The sequence below is a fragment of the Nonomuraea sp. NPDC050643 genome (assembly GCF_040654715.1).
GTDB lineage: Bacteria > Actinomycetota > Actinomycetes > Streptosporangiales > Streptosporangiaceae > Nonomuraea.
In genome coordinates, this window is sequence record NZ_JBFAIM010000033.1 from 108,608 (window position 1) to 128,138 (window position 19,531).

General features: G+C 67.8%; 15 protein-coding genes. 2 read left to right on the forward strand and 13 right to left on the reverse strand.

Annotation, left to right across the window (positions count from 1 at the left end; genetic code table 11):
- Nucleotides 1-19: 19 nt before the first annotated feature.
- The 3 genes from AB0I15_RS36300 to AB0I15_RS36310 are packed head-to-tail and all read right to left on the reverse strand — an operon-like array spanning nucleotide 20 to nucleotide 2,720.
- A complete protein-coding gene (locus AB0I15_RS36300) occupies nucleotides 20-712 on the reverse strand; it encodes a maleylpyruvate isomerase family mycothiol-dependent enzyme (protein WP_358105812.1) in 693 nt (230 codons plus the stop codon).
- Nucleotides 712-1,554: a fumarylacetoacetate hydrolase family protein gene (locus AB0I15_RS36305; protein WP_358105814.1), complete on the reverse strand. Its 843-nt coding sequence runs from the start codon at nucleotides 1,552-1,554 to the stop codon at nucleotides 712-714. The genes AB0I15_RS36300 and AB0I15_RS36305 overlap by 1 nt, the downstream gene beginning before the upstream one ends.
- Nucleotides 1,551-2,720 (reverse strand): cupin domain-containing protein, encoded by a 1,170-nt coding sequence (locus AB0I15_RS36310; protein ID WP_358105817.1) that lies wholly within the window; start codon nucleotides 2,718-2,720, stop codon nucleotides 1,551-1,553. Before AB0I15_RS36310 ends, AB0I15_RS36305 begins: the two co-directional genes overlap by 4 nt.
- A gap of 75 nt (nucleotides 2,721-2,795) precedes the next feature.
- On the opposite strand from AB0I15_RS36310, the gene AB0I15_RS36315 reads away from it, so the two are divergent.
- Nucleotides 2,796-3,572: an IclR family transcriptional regulator gene (locus tag AB0I15_RS36315; protein WP_358105820.1), complete on the forward strand. Its 777-nt coding sequence runs from the start codon at nucleotides 2,796-2,798 to the stop codon at nucleotides 3,570-3,572.
- A 53-nt stretch (nucleotides 3,573-3,625) separates the two neighbouring features.
- On the opposite strand, the gene AB0I15_RS36320 is transcribed toward AB0I15_RS36315, so the two are convergent.
- A complete protein-coding gene (locus AB0I15_RS36320) occupies nucleotides 3,626-4,582 on the reverse strand; it encodes an aldo/keto reductase (protein ID WP_358105823.1) in 957 nt (318 codons plus the stop codon).
- 76 nt (nucleotides 4,583-4,658) lie between these two features.
- Here AB0I15_RS36320 and AB0I15_RS36325 point away from each other — a divergent pair, with 76 nt between their 5' ends.
- The gene (locus tag AB0I15_RS36325; RefSeq protein WP_358105826.1) at nucleotides 4,659-5,387 is read left to right on the forward strand and encodes a TetR/AcrR family transcriptional regulator; all 729 of its coding nucleotides are present in this window, start codon (nucleotides 4,659-4,661) and stop codon (nucleotides 5,385-5,387) included.
- Nucleotides 5,388-6,438: 1,051 nt separating this feature from the next.
- Here the strand turns inward: AB0I15_RS36325 and AB0I15_RS36330 are convergent.
- The 9 genes from AB0I15_RS36330 to AB0I15_RS36370 form a co-directional block, all read right to left on the reverse strand.
- Complete coding sequence (locus AB0I15_RS36330) at nucleotides 6,439-9,978, reverse strand: NB-ARC domain-containing protein (RefSeq protein ID WP_358105829.1); 3,540 nt, start codon at nucleotides 9,976-9,978, stop codon at nucleotides 6,439-6,441.
- Nucleotides 9,979-10,887: 909 nt separating this feature from the next.
- Nucleotides 10,888-11,979 (reverse strand): Gfo/Idh/MocA family oxidoreductase, encoded by a 1,092-nt coding sequence (locus AB0I15_RS36335; protein WP_358105832.1) that lies wholly within the window; start codon nucleotides 11,977-11,979, stop codon nucleotides 10,888-10,890.
- Nucleotides 11,979-13,073 carry a Gfo/Idh/MocA family oxidoreductase gene (locus tag AB0I15_RS36340; RefSeq protein WP_358105834.1) on the reverse strand — a complete coding sequence of 365 codons (1,095 nt, stop codon included), beginning with the start codon at nucleotides 13,071-13,073 and terminating at the stop codon, nucleotides 11,979-11,981. The genes AB0I15_RS36335 and AB0I15_RS36340 overlap by 1 nt, the downstream gene beginning before the upstream one ends.
- A 130-nt stretch (nucleotides 13,074-13,203) precedes the next feature.
- Entirely contained in the window at nucleotides 13,204-14,757 is a 1,554-nt protein-coding gene (locus AB0I15_RS36345; RefSeq protein ID WP_358105837.1) for an ABC transporter substrate-binding protein, read from the reverse strand.
- A gap of 263 nt (nucleotides 14,758-15,020) precedes the next feature.
- The gene (locus AB0I15_RS36350) at nucleotides 15,021-15,509 is read right to left on the reverse strand and encodes a hypothetical protein (RefSeq protein ID WP_358105840.1); all 489 of its coding nucleotides are present in this window, start codon (nucleotides 15,507-15,509) and stop codon (nucleotides 15,021-15,023) included.
- A 174-nt stretch (nucleotides 15,510-15,683) separates the two neighbouring features.
- The gene (locus AB0I15_RS36355) at nucleotides 15,684-16,142 is read right to left on the reverse strand and encodes an MmcQ/YjbR family DNA-binding protein (RefSeq protein WP_358105843.1); all 459 of its coding nucleotides are present in this window, start codon (nucleotides 16,140-16,142) and stop codon (nucleotides 15,684-15,686) included.
- A gap of 84 nt (nucleotides 16,143-16,226) precedes the next feature.
- Entirely contained in the window at nucleotides 16,227-17,042 is an 816-nt protein-coding gene (locus tag AB0I15_RS36360; RefSeq protein WP_358105846.1) for an MBL fold metallo-hydrolase, read from the reverse strand.
- A gap of 182 nt (nucleotides 17,043-17,224) precedes the next feature.
- Nucleotides 17,225-18,763, reverse strand: coding sequence for a VCBS repeat domain-containing M23 family metallopeptidase (locus AB0I15_RS36365; protein WP_358105848.1), 1,539 nt, complete (start codon nucleotides 18,761-18,763; stop codon nucleotides 17,225-17,227).
- A 27-nt stretch (nucleotides 18,764-18,790) separates the two neighbouring features.
- Nucleotides 18,791-19,531 (reverse strand): VCBS repeat-containing protein (locus AB0I15_RS36370; protein ID WP_358105851.1); only part of this gene is annotated, 741 nt, incomplete at its 5' end.

The window sequence follows — 19,531 nt, forward strand, 5'->3', positions numbered from 1 at the left end:
CTTCCCGGCTTCCGGGTGCTCACAACCACGCGGGGAGGTCCGGGGCCGTCAGGGAGTGGGGGCGGCCGGCGAGGTAGGCGGTGATCTCGGCCAGCGTGCCGCCGACCTTGACGGGGCCGCCGTCGCCGGGCAGCTCCCAGTGGTCGCCGGTGTCGGTGGCGAGAAGGGTGACCGGCGGGCCGGGGGCGGCGGCCCGCCGGGTCACGATGTCGTCGGCCAGGGCGGGCAGGAAGCCTTCGGGCAGCCGCGCGAACGACAGGCCCGCCGCGAGGTCGACGGCGTGGACGCAGACCTCGCGGGACCGCATCCAGGGGATCTCGGTGGCGGGGACGGTGCGGCCCTGGGCGGTGACCACGCCGGCCCGCCACTGGTCCTGGCTCAGATCCCGGAGAGCGCCGGCGAGACGCTCGGCGGACGCGCGGAGCCAGGCGGTCAGCTCGGCGGCGGGCTTGGCCCCGCCGGCCGCGATGTCGGCGTTGCGCCGCTCGACGGAGGGGTACATGGGGGTCTCCTCGCCGGTGGCGGCCCAGTGGACGAGGTTGCCGAGGGCGTCGGCGTTCGCCGCGACGTGGGCGACGAGGTGCTTGCGGGTCCAGCCCGGCAGGCCCGAAGGGGCGAGGTACTGTTCCTCGTCCCACCGGCCGATCGTCCGGAGGAACAACCTGGTACCCTCGTCGGCCCAGCTCAGGGCGTTGTCGGTGGTGCGGCGCATCAGAGCGATGCCTCTGCGACGACGGTGTTGCCGAGGCGGCCGACGCCCTGGATCTCGGTGACGACGCGTTCGCCGCCGCTCAGGTAGCGCTTGGGGGTGCGGGCGTGCCCGACGCCGCCGGGCGTGCCGGTGGCGATGATGTCGCCGGGGTTCAGCCGCACCACGGTCGACACGTACTCGACCAGGTCGACGGGACCGAAGAGCAGGTCGCCGGTGCTGTCGCGCTGCAGCACCTCGCCGTCGACGGACAGGGAGATGTCGAGGACGGGACGGACGCCGCCGGGTAGTTCGTCGGGCGTCACGACGTACGGCCCGACGGGGGTGGTGGAGTCCCAGATCTTGCCCTGCAGCCATTCGCGGGTGCGGAACTGCCAGTCCCGGCAGGTGATGTCGTTGAGGACGGTGAACCCGGCGATGGCGGACTCCGCCTCGGCGCCCCGGGCACGGCGGACGGGCGCGCCGATGACCACGGCGAGTTCGGCCTCCCAGTCGAACTCCTCCGTCTCGGCGGGACGGACGATGTCGTCGCCCGCCCCGATGAGGCTGTCGGTGAACTTGGCGAACAGGGTGGGGTGCTGCGGCAGGTCGCGCCCCATCTCCTGGATGTGCGTCTTGTAGTTGAGGCCGACGCAGACGATCTTGGACGGACGCGGCACGGGCGGGGCGAAGTCGGCGCCCTCGACGGGGTAGGACGTGGTGCCCGCGACGGCGGCGGCCTCACGGGCCCAGCCGTCCCGGGCGAGGAGCGTACCGAGATCGGGAAGGCCGAGGTCGACCAGCCGATCGCCGTCGAGGCGGACGGCGCGGGTGGTGCCGTCGACGCGGAGCGTGGCGAGTCTCATCGGGTGGTCCCCTCCATGGTGGTGCGGTCGAGCCGGAGCGCTTCGAAGACCGGGGCGTCGCTGAAGCGGAAGAGGTCCAGCGCTCCGGAGTCGGAGTCGGTGGCGCCGGCCTCGGAACGGGCGGAGAAGGGCTCCCACGACGGGACGGCGAACAGGTCGCCGCGGGTGACCGTCCAGGAGCGGTCCCCGACGGTGACGGTGCCGGAGCCGTCGAAGACCTGGTAGACCGAGGAGCCGGTCTCGCGTACGGGGGCGGTCTGGACGCCCCGGGCGATGCGGTGCATCTCGGCGCGGATCGTGGGCAGCACGTCGGCGCCGGTGGCGGGGTTGGTGTAGCGGACGGCGGCGTGGCCGTCCTCGACGGTGCCGCCGTGGCCCTCGGCTCCCAGGGCGAGCTGGTCGGCCAGGGCCCGGTCGGTGTGCTCCCATTTGTAGGCCAGCAGCGGGGTGCCCGCCGCCGGGTCGCCGGCCGCCACCGGGCGCAGGCCGGGATGGCCCCAGAGCCGTTCGGAGCGGGAGCGTTCCGGGGTGACGCGCTCGGCGTCGCTGATCTCCGTACGGCCGAACTCGAAGAACTGCGTCTCGGTGAGGTACTGGAACGGGATGTCCAGGCCGTCGATCCAGGCCATGGGCTCGTTCGTCGCGTTGTGGTGGGCGTGCCAGTTCCAGCCGGCCTGCGGGAGGAAGTCCCCGCGCCGCATCGGTACGGCGTCGCCGCCCACGACCGTCCACACGCCCGCGCCCTCGACGACGAACCGGAAGGCGTGCTGGCTGTGGCGGTGCTCGGGTGCGTCCTCGCCCGGCATGAGGTACTGGATCGCGGCCCACAGCGTGGGAGTGGCGAACGGCCGTCCGCCCAGTCCGGGGTTCGCCAGCGCGATGGCGCGCCGCTCCCCGCCGCGGCCGACCGGCACCAGGTCGCCCGCCCGGGCGGCGAGCCGGCGCAGGCTCTCCCAGCGCCACAGGTGCGGCAGCGCCCGCGAACGGGGATGTGCGGGCATCAGATCGCCGATCTCGGTCCACAGCGGCACCAGCAGCTCACTCTCGAAGCCGCGGTACAGATCTTCCAGCGCGGCGGTGACGGGGGGCTGGCCGGGCGCGTCGACCGCTTCGAGCCGCACCGGCGAGCCGGGGGTCGCGGAGGTCGCGGTGAGGTGAGTCGACATGTCAGAGATTGTGCGACCATTCCGTACACGTGAATGTTGAATTCTGCTGTGCAGAATTCGAGGGGTCGGGTCGCCGTGGACAAGCCGCTGAAGACGCCGCCGCCGTATCTGATCCAGAGTGTGGATCACGCGCTGCGGCTGGCGGTGATCCTGCAGTTGGAGGGCGGTCTGACGGTCTCCGAGGCGGCGGAACGCCTGGGCGTGGCCCGCTCCACCGCGCACCGGCTGCTCGCGATGCTGGTGTACCGCGATTTCGCGGTCCAGGACGACCGGCATCTCTACCGGGCCGGCCTGGTCCTGGAGCTCGCGGCGCATTCGCCGTCGGTCGTCTCCCGGCTGCGCGAGGTCTCCCTGCCCCACCTTCGGCACCTGGCGGACGCCGTCGGCGAATCCGCGAATCTGGCGGTGCGCACGGGTGACACGGTCCGGTTCATCGCCAGCGTCGAATGCCCGCAGGCGCTGCGGGTCGGCTCCCGCGAGGGCATGGTGTTCCCGGCGCACCGGACGACCGCCGGCCTGCTGCTCCTCGCCGAGCTGCCCGGCCAGGAGCTGGAGCGGCTCTACGCCGCCGACCGGTACGCCGATCGGCCGGAGGAGCGGCCGGATCCCGATCGTCTCCGGGCCGAGCTCGGGCGGGTGCGGCGCAACGGGTTCGCGCTCAACAAGAACCGTTCCGAGCGCGGGGTGACGGCCCTTGGCGTACCGGTGCGCGATCGGGCCGGTGTGGCCACGGCCGGTCTGTCGGTGTCGATGCCGAGCACCCGCTACGACCGGACCATGCTGCCGTCCCTGGTCCGCGCCCTCACGCACGCCGCCCAGGCCGTCCAGGCCGATCTCGCCGGCTCCGGCTGAACCCGGACCGGCGCTGCTCCGGCGACGGCGGCGGGCGGCGGGCGGCGGGCGGATCAGCCGAGGGGGACCTCTGCCGAGCGGGAGGGGATGGCGTCGAGCGTGTCGAGCGTGGCCTGGTCGAAGGTGATCGTTCCGGCGGCGATGTTCTCGTCGAGGTGCTCGATGCCGGCGGTGCCGGGGATGAGCAGGACGTGCGGGGCGTGGTGCAGCAGCCAGGCGAGGCCGACCTGCGCGGGCGTGCGGCCCAGGGACGCCGCCGCGGCGAGGACGGCCGCCTCGTCGGTCACCTTCGGCATCTGGGGAAAGGCGCTGCCGAGGGGGAAGAACGGCACCCAGGCGATGCCCTCGGCCCGGCACAGTTGGAGCATGGCCTCGTCGTCGCGGGTGATGAGGCTGTAGGCGTTCTGCACGCAGGCGATGCCGGCGGGGATCGCCCGGCGCAGCCCGTCGAGGGTGACGCTGCCCAGCCCGATCGCGCCGATCTTGCCCTCGTCGCGCATCGCCGTCATCACGGCGAGCTGGTCGTCGAGGTCGACCACCTGATCGCCCGTGGCCCGCAGGCCGGGCCCCGCGTCCAGGCGGCGCAGGTTCACGACCGGGATGCGCTCCAGGCCGAGGCTGACGAGGTTGGCCTCGACGTCGGCGCGGAGCTCTTCGGGCCGCTGCGCCGGCCGCAGCGGGATCGGGGCGCCGGGGTCGGGGGTGGCGCCGACCTTGCTGACCACCATGACGTCGTCCTGCGGCCGGATCGCCTCACGCAGGAGCCCGTTGACGAAGCCGTCGCCGTAGAACTGGGCGGTGTCGATGTGGTCGACGCCGGACTCGATCGCCCGGCGCAGGACCGCCAGGGCGGCGTCACGGTCGTCGTGCAGGCGTGCGAGCTGCATGGCGCCGTATCCGATACGGGACACGGTACGCCCGGCGAACTGAGCGGTGCCGCCGGGCCGAGAAGCGAAGACCGGCTCGCCGGAAAGGGTGCTGCTGGTGGAGGCCATGAGAATCCCGTCCACGTAGGATGTCGGAGATAACGGAGGATCCTCCGCTATCCGCGACCGACTATAGGGCAATACCGGAGGTTCCTCCACTTTGAGTTCTCCCGATCCGACCTCTGCCGACACCACAGCCGATCCGACCTCTGCCGACACCACAGCCGACCCGGGCTCCGCCGACACCACAGCCGACCCGGGCTCCGCCGGCACCACAGCCGACCCGGCCTCCGCCGGCACCACCGGGGAACGGCCGGCCGCGGCGCAGCGCCCGCTTCGTGCCCACGCCCAGCGCAACCGGGACAAGCTCATCGCCGCCGCCCGTGCCGCCTTCACCGCCGCCGACGACACCGTTCCGCTCGAGAACCTCGCCCGTGACGCGGGCGTCGGGATCGGCACCCTCTATCGCCATTTCCCCACACGCGAGGCCCTCGTGGAGGCGGTCTACGCCGCCGAGCTCGACGACATCGCCACGAGCGCCCCGGCCCTGCTCGAACAGCACCCGCCACAGGTCGCGCTGCGCGCCTGGATGGACCGCTACGCGGCGTTCGCCGCGATGAAACGAGGCATGGCCGACGCATTGCGCGCCGGCCAGGCCTCGGGCCGCATCCCGACCTCCACCACCAGAGACCGCCTCACCACCGCGATCACGACGATCCTCGCCAAGGGGGCCGACACGGGCGCGCTGCGCGCGGACGTCGACCCTGACGACGTCACCACGATGCTCCTCGGCATCTTTCTCGCCACGGCGGCCCGCGACACCCCCGAGCAGACCGGCCGGCTCCTCGACCTGCTCATCGACGCCCTCCAGCCCAAGCCGGGCGGGTAGCCCCGGACTACACCAAGGGCGCAGAGACCATCTGGCTGCCTGGCGGGCGCCGCCACCTTTACCCCGGTCCTCCCAGCCGATGACGTCAAACTCGATCATGTCCGAGCGGATGAGGGCGCTACTGGCGCCCAGCACCGCCTTCCCAATCAGGTGGCGTTCAGTCTGGCGAGTGCCAAGCAAGCCATCGGGCACGCCCGCAGCACCGCGGCGAGCTTCCAGGCCAGGTTGCAGCGTCCTGCAACTCGGTGCTCATGCCCCGCCCGCTACCGGCGAGTGCACATGCACCATCTCACCGGCCAGGAAGGCGCGGCGCACGCGTGCTTCGCGCCGACACAAGCGCCGACCGCTCTGCCACAACTCCTCAGTGACTGGTCGACGGCGAGGATGAGTGGAGCAGCCGAAGGAGATCAGGTCCCGGGCGGCCGCGACGATTCCGATTCCGCCGGCGGACAGCCCGAAGTGGTCGAGCCGAAAGAAGGTGATCGCGGTGGGACGAACACGCGGAGCACGCCGAAGATCCGGATCGGAACGGGGGCGATAATAACGACTGCGTCCTCGTTCAGGAAGTCGAGGAAGACGTATTGAGTACCCTCACCAACACGCCAGCACCCGCAACCGAAGCAAACAGCTCCAAGAGTGGCCTGGGCCTGGCAGGAACGGCCGTCGATCTCCTCGGTCCTGACGCGCCCTGTTGCAGGTGATCGGGATCGAAGGTCGCCATCAGCGACGACAGGCGTAGGGGAGGCCGCCATCTCGGCCTCCAAGTTGCGCCTTCCGGCAGGTCCCCGCCCCCAAGGCGAAGAGGTACGCAGGTCGCGCCGTCGATCGTGGCCTCCAGGGCGTAACCAGCGGAGAGCGTCATGAACATGTCCGGCTCCGCCGCCGCGAAGAAACCGCATTGAGGCATGGAGGGAAGAGCGCGACGGTGCAGGCGACGAATGGCACGGCCTCGCCCACAAGATCGAGCCATTCTCGCGTCGACGTGGATGCGCGGCGGAACTTACCGGACGCGTCATGATCGTGGCAGATCTTCCTACTGCAGTGACCATGATCATTGCTTAGGCGGTTGGGCCGGGCTCATGGCCGCCAGTCTGTACAGCCCTTTTGCACCGCTCACACACAGGCTGTTGACTTCCGGAAACCAAGTACATGAACGCAATGGTCCTGGCAACCTGGCCGCCGTCAAACAGACGATCTGCTGTACATCCCAAAGACGGATCAAACCGTCGGAGTACGTCACCGCGAGCTTGGAACCGTCGAAAGAGACCGCGATGCTCGCGACGGAGAGGTCATCCCTATCAAGAACGCATCTCAGATCGCCCTTGGCGTCCCATAAGCGCACTCCACCACTCATATCAGCCGACGCCAACCACTGACCGTCAGGAGCGATCACCACCGACCGGACGGCGCTCCTGTGCCCATGGAGCACGCCTCGAGGCGTACCATCAGCGTTCCAAAGAAGTAGCTTTCCGTCCTCCGCCGCCGTGGCCCACCACGCGCCGTCGGGGGCTATCGCGATGGAACTTACCCAGAGCGGACTGCCAGGCAACACGTGACGCAGCTCTCTGAGGGCCATGTCCCAGATGTACAGTGAGCCATCTCGAGCCCCTGCCGCCAGCCACGAACCGTCAGGCGCGATCGCCACCGCCGTGGCGCCACCGGGGTGGCCCGATAATGTGCCGCCCAGGGAACCGTCCGGACTCCAGATGCAAACCTTCCCGTCCCAACCGGCTGAGGCGAACCATGACCCGTCTTGGGCTATCGCCACTTGGCTGACCCAGCGGTCGTGCTGGTTCAGTATTTCTCCTGGAGCTCCATTCGAGTCCCACAGACGGACGGAGCCATCGCTGCAAGCGGATGCGAGCCAGCCGCCGTCGGGTGAAACGGCGACCGACCTGATGTCCACTCCGCGACTCGCGGAACCCGCCTGCCAGATGGTCTTAGATGCCCAAGCGCGTATGCTGCCGTCCAGCCCTCCTGTCACCACCCAGGTGCCGCGAGGCTCGATCGCCACCGTGGACACCCCGCCACAACGGTGATCGATGACGCGTGTATTCGTCGCATCCGCGGTCCACAGCCGAAGAGATCCATCCAAACCGCCCGAGGCAAGCCAGCTACCGTCCGGAGCTATGGCCAGCGAACGGACCATACCGCGGTGCCCCCGTAATACGGTGCGCTCTTCGCCATCGGTCCCCCAGAGTTGGACGATGCCCGCGTCGCCCGCCGCTGCGAGCCAACTACCGTCTGGTGATACCGCCAAGCCAGACACGTGGCGCGCGCGGCCGAAGAGCACTCGTCTGATGCCTCCGTTCTCGTCCCACAACCGCACCGCGCCATCGGAGTCCGCTGAAACCAGGTGGGGTCCCTTGCCTGGAATGGCCACGACCTGCACTTCGCCGCTACGGGCGTAAAGACGTCCTCGTTCTACCCCGCCGATATCCCACAACATGATGCTTCCATCGCTGCTACCGGACACGAACCAGGAGCCGTCATGGGCTATGGCGACGGAGTTCACCCGCTCCCGATGAGCGTGCAGAGATACTCGGCCACTTCCGTCCGCCGACATGACGTGGATGCTCCCGTTGGCGTCTCCGGCCACGATACGGTCTCCAGCGGGTGCAATTGCCACCGACGTCATCCCGGCCTTCTGCTGCATCAGCGTCCATTGCTCGTGTCCGTCGCCGTCGTATTTGTTGAGTACTCCGTCGAGGCCCGCTGACACGAACCACGTGCCTCCTGGCGCGACGGCGATCCCGGCCACGCTGGAGCGATGCTCCCTCTTGATCATCAAGGGGTCCACAGCCGCATCCGAGAACGGCCACTGCGGCTTGAGATACCAAATGGATTCACTTACTCTTTCGAGGAATTCGGGGATGTCCTGTACCCGAGTCAGCAGTGTGCCCGCCACGGTGTCGACCGAATCCGCCGGATCGAAGAGATGAGCGTTCTGCAAAAGCGCACTGCCCAGCTTTTCGGAGAGCGGCGTCCGTACTTCCGCCAGATCCTTCTCGGCGGCGAAGACGCCGAATCGAGCAATCTTGTGGCTGAGCCACGTCAGATCGCCGATAAGGAGTTCCAGACTGCGGGTTAAGCGAGCTTCCACGAGATGGTAGGCAAGATTGTCCAGAAAATAGTCAGCTCCAATCGGTAGCTTCCACCAGAGACGTCCATTCAGCGGTGGAGCGGATGGCACATGGATCGCTTTAAGAAGGAGGGCGCTACACTGCACGGATTTGCGTTCCGTGAGCACTATTCGCGCGTATCTCCGAATAATTGAGTGGAGTTTCAGGGACAGGAGGCCATCGCTCCACTTCCTGGTGAGGAGCGACAGTTCCTCCAGACGTTCACAGAGCCGGGCCACATCGGTAACCGCAAGGCCGCCGGTCCTCGCCCAGAGCAGTTCAACCACACCGACGGGGATGTCAGTGTCCTCAGGGAAGATCGACAGCTCCAGGAATCGCTGCCGATCGTCCGATGCGAGCGTTTCGAGGCTGTACTCGATTGTGTCGGCGACCAGTTTTTCGCGCTTCGATCGCGACTGCACATCGAAAGCGGCCGGGCCCCTCTCCCTGAGATGTCCGATAGCCTGGTCCGCCGCGACGCTGATATTGCTGCCTCGTCCGAGCTCCTCGCGTAACCTCCGATTCACCAGACTCAGCAGCAAAGGCAAACGGCCTGTGGCGTCGAGCAGCTCGGCCTCAGCGCTCGGCGGCAACTTTGGCAGATCACTGCCGAGGATGCTCGAAGCCGTGTCATCGGGAAGATGGTCCAAGCGCACCGGCGTAGCAAAGGACGGCAGAAGGGCGCGCATTCGGGTCGTGAACAGCAGGCAATAGGTCGACTCGTTGGGCACGAACAGCTCGAGCTCCCGGTCATTCCATACATCATCGATGACCAGCATCGTTCTCTTTTGAGCCGCCAGCGCCCGCTTGAGATGCTGGCTCGCCTGTTCGGGGTCGGAAGCAGCCGGATGCTCACCTGTCAGCACGGCTACAGCACCATTGATTCGCTCCACTAGGCTCTGGGCACCCTTGTCACGGCCCAGCGTGATCCAGATAAGGCCCCCCGCGAAGTAGCGGCGTACTTCTGGCCGGGAGCAGACCGCAGCCGCCAGGCTGGTCTTCCCTGCCCCGCCATGACCGACGATTCCCACCACACACACATCTTTCGCGGCGCCTTTGCGAGGTCGCGGATCGGCCCACGAATTTATTGCGACACGGGGACCCAAGGGAGGGAAAGCACGGTCTCGCTTCTCTCTGAGGGAAGCAGCCAGGGAAGAGAACCGGCGCCGCCTGTCGATCAGCACCTTGATCGTCGTTGCGAGTTCAGGCCGATCGATCCACAACTCCGTGGACGGCACGCTGAACAGCACACGGGGTCGGCGGCGTTCCTGTAGCCGTGGAACTGCCCAGGTGAGCGATCCAAGCACAAGAGACAGCAGTACCAAGCATGTGATCCAGGCCGCCTTATGGCTCACCACTGCGTCCGGAAGATAATCACTTACAACATTCACCGGCAAGCCGATCAAGATCCCAAGCAGGCTGGCCAGCACCAACAGAATTCCCGAGACCCTGCCTTTGGAACGCACCATTGGTCACCTGGCCACGCGACATGGGGATACACCGGCGGGCCGAATCGGGCCGGTGGCACGGCTTCCACCGCGTCACTCGGGATGTTACCTGTAGATCCAAATAGGCCGCCGCCCATTGAACACAGATGGATCCGCTATGGCACGCAGGCGCTGCTCGTTCTGCTCGCGCCAAGCATCTTCCGATGCCTTCTCGCGTCAACCCCACCTGCGAGTCGCTGAGGTGGGCCACCAGTCCGACCGCTGAACCGGATCTACGCAGACGCGTTCAGCGTCGTGTGCGACCCCCGCCGGTGAGCCGCCACCACGGGAAGGTGCGCAAGAGCATCGCCTGCCTGAAGCCACGGCTTCCCGCGGACCGGCTCAATGCTGGCCGAGCCTCGGCAGGTCAAACATGAACAGTTACTCACTCGCCTTTAAGTGATCGCTTTGATCAGCGTCGGCGCCATCGGATCAACCCATTTCACGAGAATGCTGACGAGATTTGAAACGGTACAGGTGCTGGGCCAAGAAAGGTCAGGTTGCGCTCTCAGGTGGCGTAGGTCCGACCGTGAACGGCACCTCGGCTTCAACGACGAGAGCCACCGCGTGAGTCTCTGCGTGAAACCACCAAGCGACACGTAGAGACTCAACGCGATGGCCCTCAACCGATCCCCTTGTTCGAAGTTTCTCGAGGTGCTGAAGGCTTCCGGGACGCAGGAGGCTATTACCCGGAGTAGGACATCTGTGCGGTCCGCGTAGTGACCGTACGTTCCCAACCCATAGCAGTCGACCTGGACCCCGATCGAACGGCGGGCGTGCCCACGGCCGGGATCCTGACACTGGCTTTCTGTTCCGCGGCACTGGCGTCAACGTCCACGACCCGCACGTCGACCGATGATGCCTGGTCGGCTCGGTTAATCCTGGGTCCGGTCAGAACTCGGGGATGGGGACGCGTTCACCGCCCCTCATCGCCGACTCGTGGGCGCAGATGCCGACCGAGGTCCAGTTCGCGGCCGTGGTCTCATCCACCGCGGGCGGGCGTTCCTCCACGATGCTGCGCACGAACTCGTGGGCGAGGTGCGGATGGGAGCCGCCGTGCCCGCTTCCCTGGGTGAACGACAGGTGGGCGTTGTCCTCGTCGTAGACCCCTCTCGTCGTGTAGGGGCGGATCTCCGGTGGCAGCAGGTCGGCGAAGTCGGGGACGTCGATCCGCGTCGCCTCCTCGCCGTGGAAGACGACGGGACGGTCGCCGTGGATCTGCTCCCATTCGAACGAGGTCTTGTCGCCGTACACCGCGAAGCTCTCGACGTACTGGCGTGCCGTCTCGAACAGCGATCGGGTGACCTCGGCGACCAGCGGAGAGCCGGCGAGCCGGATCAGGGCGGTCTCGACGGCGAACGGCGAGCCGTATCGCGAGGTCAGCTCTGGTGAGATGCGTCCTGATCCCATGCACACGACGGACTCCGCGGGCGCGTCCGCCAGCGCCAGCAGTGGGCTGACCGCGTGGGTCGCGTAGTGCATGGGAGGAAGGCCCTCCCAGTAGCCCGGCCAGCCCGCCATGTCCTGCTGGTGCGCGCCGCGCAGGAACTGGATCCGCCCGATCCCGCCCGCCTTGAGCATGCGTTGGACGTGCAGGAACTCGCGGGAGTAGACGACCGTCTCCATCATCATGTAGTTGCGCCGGGCCGCGCGGGCCGCCGCGACGACCCGGCGGCAGTCCTCGACCGAGGTCGCCATGGGGACCGTGCAGGCGACGTGCTTGCCCGCCTCCAGCGCCGCGATCGCCTGCTCGGCGTGGAGCGGAATGGGTGTGTTGATGTGGACGGCGTCGATGTCCGGGTCCGCGAGCAGTTCGGCGTAGTCGGTGTAGTGGCGTTCCACCGCGAAGGCGCCGGCGATGCTTCGCAGGCCTTCTTCGTTCCGCCGGCAGACCGCCAGCAGTTCGCTGTCCGGGTGCCGTTGGTAAAGGGGGATGAACTCGGCGCCGAATCCCAGCCCGACCAGGGCGATTCGTACCGCCATCAAGGCCGCCCGGGAGCCGGCGGCATCGCCCGCACGATGTCCAGGGCCAGCTCGATCTCCCGCAGGCCGTCCGCGAGTGGTGTTCTCGGCGTTTTTCCCGTACGGATGCATTCGGCGAAATGGAGCCACTCACGGCGGAACCCGAAGTCGTGGGAGGCCTTGACGGAGTTCGTGGAGGGAACGCCGTTCTCCCCGCTCTTCAGCCGCACCTCGGTCGGCTGATACGGATAGAACGGATTGCCGAACTCCAGGCGCATCTCCTCGCGGTCCGCGTAGACCGTGAGGTGCTCGTCCCACCACCCGTGATGGGGTCCGACCCCTACCTCGAAAACGCAGGGAGCGCCGTTCTCGAGCTCCAGGACCGCCAGCGCCCGCGCCTTCCCCACCGGCTGCGCGTGCCGGACCCCCACCGGGCCGCCGACGACGAACCGCAGAACGGCCATGTCATGGCAGCCCAGCATGAGGACTTTGGAGAACAGCTCGGCATAACCCGCGTGGCTGTCGCCGAGCGCGTCCGCGATCCGTTCCTCCACGCGCGGGCTGAACTTCTTCGTCCGGTCGGACTCCACCGGCGGGAGATCGTCGACGCGGACCGGCAGGATGTCGTGCCGGTGCAGGGCCTGAATGCGACCGCCGAAGTCGTGCACCTGCACGCTGCGCGGCTCACCGGCCTTTCTCATCCACTCCGCCGCGAATTCGACGCCGGGGTCGTACAGCTTCATGTATCCGACCATGGACACCACGTCACTGTCCCGAGCCGCGTCGATGATCCGCTCGGCCTCCTCTGTGGTGAAGGCGAGCGGCTTCTCGACGAGGACGTGTTTTCCGGCCCGCAGCACGTCCACGAGAACGTCCCCGTGGTCATAGGTCAAAAGTGCGACGGCGTCGATCTCGGGGTCGGCGAGGAGGTCCCTGTGGTCGTAATAGACCTTGGCCACCCCGTAACGGCGCGCCACTTCGGAGGCCGTGCCGGGTGAGATGTCGCAGACGGCCTCGATGTGACATTCCGCGAGTTCGCGCAGCACCGGAAGGTGCATGGTCTGGGCGATCAACCCGCATCCGATCACGCCGACCCGGATCATGTCGGTGTTCACCGGCTCCACTTCGCACCTCCAGTGATGTCCCGCTCCGCCGTCTCGTGTCTCGATGGCTGCTTCTTCATTTCTCCGGTCTCCCTTATCCGTGCCTGTGTGAGGCGATCCGTGAGGCTTGTCTTGGCGAAAGTCACCCTCCCGTCAGATAGGACCGGCTCACGTCCAGGAACCCTTGGTCGGTCGGGACGACGCCGACGAAATCGTCGGTCCTGACGGTGAGCGTCGGACGGGTGACGAGCGACAACTGAAATGCCTGGTCGAGGAAATAGGCGTTGAAGTCAGTGAGACTCTGTTTCTGGGTGTCCGGGGTCACGGCCTCGGTGACCGCGGCGACCAGATCCGTGTACTCCGGGCTCTCGAACCGCGACATGTTGCCGTCCGGAATGAGCTCCGCCCGGGTGACCAGTGCGCTCGCCGGCGAGAATCCGGTGCCGTTGCGCATGAGAACGGCCGGCGCCCGGGCGTTTCGCTTCGCGATGCGCTCGTCATAGTCGGTCACGCTGATGGTCGAGGGTTTGGCGTCGAGTCCGACCGCCGCCAGATTGTTCTGCACGATGGTGAAGATCGCGATGCTCTCGGGAATGTCCGGCACCACGACGGTGAACGAGGTGCCCTTCGCCCCGGTCTCCGCGATGATCCGTTCGGCTCGCGGCGGATCGTAGGTGTAGTGGCCGCCCTGCGTTCGGTCGTAGCCGGGGGTGGAGGCCTTCCAGGGCAGCGCCGTGGCGGTGGCCAGGCCGCCTTCGACCTGTTTCACGATCCGTTCACGGTCGATGGCGTAGTGGACGGCCTGCCGTACGCGCTTGTCGTCGAACGGGGGCTTGGTGACGTCGAAGGCCAGCGAGAGCGAGGACCCGCCCGACTCGACCACGGCATAGCCGGGCTGGTCGGCGAGGCCGGCGGCATCGAGCGGAGAGAGGCCGACGGCATAGTGCACGCGTCCGCTCTGAAGAGCGACGAGCAAGGCGGTCGGGTCGGTGATCACCTGGATCTCGATCTTGTCGAGACGGGTGGCCCCCGCGTCCCGGTGGCCGGCGTATTTCTCCAGGAGGATCTTCCCGCCGGGGGTCCAGGACTTCCAGGTGAAGCGGCCCGTCCCGATCACTTCTTTGCCGGCGCGATAGTCCTCGAACGTGCCCTTGTCCACGATCGGCATGACTTCGAAGACGTCGAAGATGTTCGGCAGCGGGCGCTTGAACGTGAGCTTCAGCCCGTGGTCGCCCTGCGGTTCCAGCCGGGAGATCTCGCCGGCGATGGGCCGGGTTCTCGCCGAGTTCTCCGGATCGAGCACCTGCTGAATGCTGTAGACGACATCCGAGCTCGTCATCGGCCGGCCGCTGTGAAAGGTGACGTCCTCGCGAAGGCGGATGTCCATGCTCTTCATGTCCGGTGCCATGTCCCAGGACTTGGCGAGGACGCCGTGCGGTTTTCCGGTGGTGGTGTCGATTCGCGACAGCGTTTCGAAGACGGAATCCTGCAGCACGATGTTCCCGAGCGCACTCGAGAGGAACGACGCCGGATTCACGTCACTCGACTGCGCCACCACCAGCGTGCCACCGGCGCGGGCTTTCGTCCCCGATTTCGGCGCCCGCTCAACCGCGCTGCAGCCGGCCGCCGCGAGGACGGCGCTCAGGACGGCCCCGGTCATCATCCGTCGTGCCAGTGAAGGTTGTTTTATGGACATACCATCCTCCTGCGCCACCCACGTGCCGGCTTTACGTGCTGGTCGAAAGCCCGACGTGGTCGGTTGCGGTTAGTGGGGTTGTCACATGCGTTTCGGCTTTTCCGCGTACGAAATCGAACGCCGAGCCGTGCTCACGGTCCTGCAGTAACCGGAACTCACCCTTGGCTGAGCTGCAATGAATCACACGGTGTGACCGTGACGGAACCGGCGCAGTCCGCCCACCGGACCGGGCCGTACGGCGGGGGTGGCGTTCGGTCGTACCGTCAGTCGAAGAACTGCGTCACCCTGAACCTGCGCACCCGCAGGGGGACGTCGAAACGGCTGATCAGCCGGGACCTGCTGATGCGGGTCTTGTGGTCGACCGTGGCCTTGACGCACTTCAGGCCGACCGTGTGGTCTCCCAGCTTGGCGTAGTAGGAGATCAGGACGCCTCGGCGGCCGAGCCCTCGGTCGGAGAGCCCCAGCCCCACCTCGCGGTAGAGCCGGTTGGAGCCTTTGAGGCCGAACGCGGTGGAGCCGATGATCGCGTGGTTCGCCGCGGTCGGGCAGTGCACGAAGATCCGGACGACGTCGTTCTGGCGTGGCCACTCCGGCAGGACCCGCAGGGAGGTGCGCTTCTTCCAGGCGTCGGGGATCGTGTCGCCGGATACCGGCTGGACACGCGCGGGCTCCAGCCGGGCAGGCGCGGCCGAAGCCCCGGGGCTGCCCGCCACGAGTGCGGCGATCACTCCGATCCCCACGACTGAACGCATGTGCCCCTCCCACCCGACGTAGGCCCCGGCCGTGTGCGGCACCCGGCTGACCAGGGTGTTTCCCTCCGCAGCGTCGACCCTACGGTGATCGTGTCCGGTGGAGAGGGCAGCCACGCCGACGGCGCCGGGCCGCAGGGGCGCCGAGAAGATCGACCACGGGAGGCTCGGCGGCTGCTACGGCCCTTGGAGGGTGTGGTCCCCGGCCGGTGGCGAGGGGTGGGCGCGGAGCCAGTCCGCCGCTCTGCGCGCCGAGGCGCGGGACAGCCACGCGTCCTGGACCACCTCGGCGAGCTCGTTCCGGGTGAGCTCACCGATCCGGCCGGCCCGTAGCAGGACCGACGAATGACCGTTGAAGTGCGCGGTGGTGAAGAACGGGGACGCCTCGTCCTGGACCAGCGCCTGCTTGTCCTCCTGGGAGTCGACCCAGAAGACGATCACATCCGCGTAGCGCTCCCCCGTGTCCGGGTCGGCCGCGTCCGGCCGTGGGTTACGGAAGAAGACGAACGACTTCCCGCCCACCTGGTAGATCGGATTGTCGCCGGTCCCGTACTCGACGGTCACGTACGGCATGGCCAGGGCCAGCTCGTGCACGTCCTCGACGCGGGCGGACCGGCTTGTGTCATCGTCGGTCACCGCCCCAGCGTAGGCGGCATCCGGCCGGATGTCGCACGTACGGCCCCCGCACCGCGCGCGGATCGGCCCGGCGGGCGAGGCGGCTCAGCCGCGCAGCGGCGACCAGGACCCGTGATCGAGCACGCGGAGCAGTGACGACAGGCCGGCCTCGTCGAACGCCGTCTCCAGTTCCACCCGGCCCTCGGAGAAGTGCGTCCACCCGTCATAGTGGGCCGGGATGACCACGGTGGCGCCCAGCACCGCGGCGGCGGCCGCGGCCCTGCGGCCGTCCATCGACACCGGCCGCTCCCGGAACTTTCCCTTGACGCGGGCCGCTCCGGCATTGAGTACGGCCGCGTCGATGCCGGGGACTCGGCGGGCGATCTCCGCCACGGCACGCATCGAGGCGTTGTCGCCGCTCACGTAGACGGTGGGCAGGTCGTGGCCGGACAGCACGAACCCGGTGACCTCGCAGTTGACGTTGCCGTCCGCGTCGCGTTCGCCGTCCTCAGGCCCGTGCACCGCCGGGACGGCCAGGACGGTCAGGTCCCCGCCGCCGTCCGTGCGTGGCACCATGAAGGTCGTCCAGGGAGCCAGGCCGACCGCCGGAGCGCCCAGTCTGCGGGCCGCGCCGGGCACGGTGAGGACCAGCGGCGCCGCCATGGCGAAGGCGCGCCCCCGGTCGTCGAAGTTGTCCGGATGCGCGTCGTGGCTGACCAGCACCACATCGACCGGCCCCAGCCGCTCCTCGGACACCGCCGGGCCGAGCGTCTTGGTCAGGTAGCCGTGGGGGCCGGGATCGTCGAACGTCGGATCCACGACGATCCGAAGGCCACCGACGTCGATGACGGTGGTGGGGCCGCCGAGCACTGTCGCCGCGCCATCCTGCCGGAGCAGGTCCCGGTCCCTTGTCGCATGCACCGAGCAGGCCCTCCTTACGCTGGTGGTGTCCCCCGCGATCGAGCCCAGGCAGGGTGGAACGCCTGCGCTCACAGTTTCATGCTCCACCCACACACGGTCCCGCAGCGGACGACACACCGTGATCATCAGGGGACGTCGTGAGGGCCGAGCCGCGCGGCGGCTCGGCCCTTTCATGGGAGGGGTCAGTTGACGACGGCGAGGCGGGTGATGCCCTGCCAGCCAGAACCGATGGTGACGGTGGTGGAAATGTCGGGAGAGCCGGCCGGGCCCTTTGCCAGGTAGGCGTTCAGGGTGCCGTCGGCGAAACGGCCCACGACGTCGGTACGACCGTCGGCGTCCATGTCGGCGAAGGTGAGCCGATCCACCACACCCCAACCGGTACCGATCTGACGACGGTCGGAAATGTCCGGCGCACCCGCGGAGCCCTTGTTCAGGTAGGCCGAAAGAGTGCCGTCGCTGTGCCGGGCCAGCAGGTCCGTCTTGCCGTCGTCGTCGATGTCGGCGGTGGAAACGAGACCGACCTGGTTCCAACCATTGCCGATCTGAACGCGATTGGCGAAGTTCGGAGCGCCGGTGTTCAGGTAGGCGTACAGGTTGCCATCAGCGGTCTGGCCGATCAGGTCCGTCTTGCCGTCGTTGTCGACATCGGCGACCAGCACCCGCGCGATACCATCCCAGCCCGTGCCGACCAGGACACGGGTGGAAATGTCCGGCGCGCCCGGGGTGCCGGTGTTCAGGTAGGCATACAAGGTGCCGTCGGTGGTCTGGCCGAGCAGGTCCGTCTTGTCGTCGTCGTTGAAATCACCCACCACCACACGGGTGATGCCATCCCAGCCGGAACCGATCGTCACCCGGGCACCGGAGAAGTCGGCGGGACCCTTGTTGAGGTAGGCGTACAAACCGCCGTCAGCCGCCCTGCCGATGAGGTCGGTCTTACGATCGTTGTCGATGTCGGCGACCGTGATCCGCGTGATCGAATTCCAGCCACTCCCGATCACCGCCCCACCATCGACCGACGGCTGCCCCGGAGTGCCGGTACCGCGATACACCCGTAACGTGCCATCCGCCGTCGTCCCCAGCAGATCGGGCTTGCCGTCACCGTCGAAGTCCACCGCCTCACCCGTCGCGTCCTCCGCTTCGGTGGCGGAGCCTGGGCAGTTGCGGCTGGTGACGTTGCGTGAGGTCTGGTTGTTGGCGGTTCCGTAGACGGTTCCGTTGAACGTCGGCCGGACTCGTTCGGCACCTGCGAAGCCCCACGTCGCGGAGCCGTTGCCGTCGGCGTCGTGACCGAGTTCGAAGTGCAGGTGGGGGTGGCCGTTGGAGGTGGGGCCGCTCTTGCCGACCCGGCCGATGACCGTTCCCATCTCGACCCTGGTTCCCGGCGTGACGGCGCGGTGCTCCAGGTGCAGGTACGTGGTGAAGTAGCCGCCGCCGTGGTTGATCTGGATCACGTTGCCGGCGTTGTTGTGGTAGAAGGACTGGTTCACGGTGCCGGCGGCGGGGGCGACCAGGGTGGCCCCCTCGGTGCCGTGCTGATCGGGTTCCTTCACCATGTCGAGCGCGGGGGCGTGGCCCCAGGTGTCCAGCCGCCACTGCTGGCCGCAGGGGAACGGTAGTTGCAGGTTGGGGGCGGCCATGGCGGGGCTCGCGGTGGTGGTAAGGCAGAAGGCGGTGATCGCCGTGGTGGTGAGGGCCAGGCGAGCGGCCAGAGTCTTGAACATGGGGGTGTCCTTCGTGGGAGAGAGGGGTCAGTTGACGACGGCGAGGCGGGTGATGCCCTGCCAGCCGGAGCCGATGGTGACGGTGGTGGAAATGTCCGGGGAACCGGCCGGGCCCTTGGCCAGGTAGGCGTTCAGGGTGCCGTCGGTGAAACGGCCCACGACGTCGGTACGACCGTCGGCGTCCATGTCGGCGAAGGTGAGCCGATCCACCACACCCCAACCGGTACCGATCTGACGACGGTCGGAAATGTCCGGCGCACCCGCGGAGCCCTTGTTCAGGTAGGCCGAAAGGGTGCCGTCGCTGTGCCGGGCCAGCAGGTCCGTCTTGCCGTCGTCGTCGATGTCGGCGGTGGAGACCAGACCGACCTGGTTCCAGCCGTTGCCGATCTGGACACGGTTGGCGAAGTTGGGGGCGCCGGTGTTCAGGTAGGCGTACAGGTTGCCATCAGCGGTCTGGCCGATCAGGTCCGTCTTGCCGTCGTTGTCGACATCGGCGACCAGCACCCGCGCAATGCCGTCCCAGCCGGTGCCGACCAGGACACGGGTGGAAATGTCCGGCGCGCCCGGGGTGCCGGTGTTCAGGTAGGCATACAGAGTGCCGTCGGTGGTCTGGCCGAGCAGGTCCGTCTTGTCGTCGTCGTTGAAATCACCGACCACCACACGGGTGATGCCATCCCAGCCGGAACCGATCGTCACCCGGGTGCCGGAGAAGTCGGCGGGACCCTTGTTGAGGTAGGCGTACAAACCGCCGTCAGCCGCCCTGCCGAT

What these genes read in the sequence shown, in the direction of transcription:
- AB0I15_RS36305 (WP_358105814.1), bottom strand. Translation starts at nt 1,554, where the DNA reads ATGAGACTCGCCACGCTCCGCGTCGACGGCACCACCCGCGCCGTCCGC.
- AB0I15_RS36310 (WP_358105817.1), bottom strand. Translation starts at nt 2,720, where the DNA reads ATGTCGACTCACCTCACCGCGACCTCCGCGACCCCCGGCTCGCCGGTG.
- AB0I15_RS36335 (WP_358105832.1), bottom strand. Translation starts at nt 11,979, where the DNA reads ATGGCGGTACGAATCGCCCTGGTCGGGCTGGGATTCGGCGCCGAGTTC.
- AB0I15_RS36330 (WP_358105829.1), bottom strand. Translation starts at nt 9,978, where the DNA reads ATGGTGCGTTCCAAAGGCAGGGTCTCGGGAATTCTGTTGGTGCTGGCC.
- AB0I15_RS36300 (WP_358105812.1), bottom strand. Translation starts at nt 712, where the DNA reads ATGCGCCGCACCACCGACAACGCCCTGAGCTGGGCCGACGAGGGTACC.
- AB0I15_RS36365 (WP_358105848.1), bottom strand. Translation starts at nt 18,763, where the DNA reads ATGTTCAAGACTCTGGCCGCTCGCCTGGCCCTCACCACCACGGCGATC.
- AB0I15_RS36350 (WP_358105840.1), bottom strand. Translation starts at nt 15,509, where the DNA reads ATGCGTTCAGTCGTGGGGATCGGAGTGATCGCCGCACTCGTGGCGGGC.
- AB0I15_RS36345 (WP_358105837.1), bottom strand. Translation starts at nt 14,757, where the DNA reads ATGTCCATAAAACAACCTTCACTGGCACGACGGATGATGACCGGGGCC.